Source organism: Actinoalloteichus spitiensis RMV-1378, assembly GCF_000239155.1.
GTDB classification, from domain to species: domain Bacteria; phylum Actinomycetota; class Actinomycetes; order Mycobacteriales; family Pseudonocardiaceae; genus Actinoalloteichus_B; species Actinoalloteichus_B spitiensis.
The window spans coordinates 1-1,062 of record NZ_AGVX02000747.1; the positions used below are offsets into that span (position 1 = coordinate 1).

1 protein-coding gene is annotated in these 1,062 nt (G+C 76.8%); it reads left to right on the top strand.

Going from position 1 to position 1,062, the window contains the following annotated elements; genetic code table 11:
• The coding region (locus tag ACTIDRAF_RS31205; RefSeq protein ID WP_157163266.1) for an AAA family ATPase at positions 1-1,062 on the top strand (1,062 nt) is incomplete at both ends.

A 1,062-nucleotide genomic window follows, 5' to 3' on the forward strand; every position in this document is an offset into this window, starting at 1 on the left:
GCCGCCTCCTCAGGCCCGACGGCGGCCGACTCGGCGCTGGGCGGCCCCGGCGGTGGTGGCCTGCCCGGTCCGCACGCGTGCCCCCGCCTGGTCGGGCGGGCGGGTGAACTGGCGGCCGTGGATGGCGCCGCGGCGGACGCGGTCGCACGGGACGGGCTGGTCCTCGCGCTGGTCACCGGGGAAGCGGGCGGAGGCAAGACCGCCCTCGCGGAGGCCCTGGCCGCCAGGGTCACGGGGCGGGGGTGGCTGGTGGCACGGGGAACGAACCCGGAGGAGACGGGCACGGCGGAGGACTGGGCGTGGGACCAGGTCCTGGGCGTCCTGGTCGCGTCGGGTCGCGGCACCGCGCCCACCAGGGGCGGGGCGGCAGCCGGGGACGCGGTGGCCGCCCGGTTCCGGTGGCATCGGGAGGTGGCGCGGTTCCTGGCGGAGACGGCGGCGCACGGACCGGTGCTGGTGGTGCTGGACGACCTCCACCATGCGGGTGAGGAAACCCTCCGCCTGCTCTCCACGCTGGTGACCGGAGGAGTCACCGGCCCCGTGCTGGTGGTGGGCACCTACCGGACGACGGACCCACCGGCGCCCCTGACGACGTTCCTGGGGCAGGTGGCGCGGGCCGAACCGGTCCGGGTGGCCCTGGGCGGGCTGGACCGGGACGAGGTGTCGGGGTTGGTCAGCTCGATCACCGGGCGCCCCGTGGACGCCGCGACGGCGGCGGCGGTGCGCGGACGCACGGGCGGCAACCCGTTCTTCGTCCGTGAACTGGCCCGCCTGCTCCTCGCGGAGGGGGCGGAGGCGTTGGCCGAGGTCCCACCCGGGGTACGGGACGTGGTCCGCTACCGCATCACCCGGCTGCCGGCGTCGGCGGCGTCGGTGCTCTCGTGGGCCGCCGTCATCGGGACCGAGTTCGACGTGGCGGTCCTGGTGGCGGTGGTCGGGGCCGAACAACGGGTGTTGGACGCCCTCGACCTCACGACGGGCGCCGGGTTCCTGGTCGAGGGCGGCGCCGGTCGGGTGAGGTTCGCGCACGCCCTGGTGCGCGACGCGGTGTACGAGGAGCTG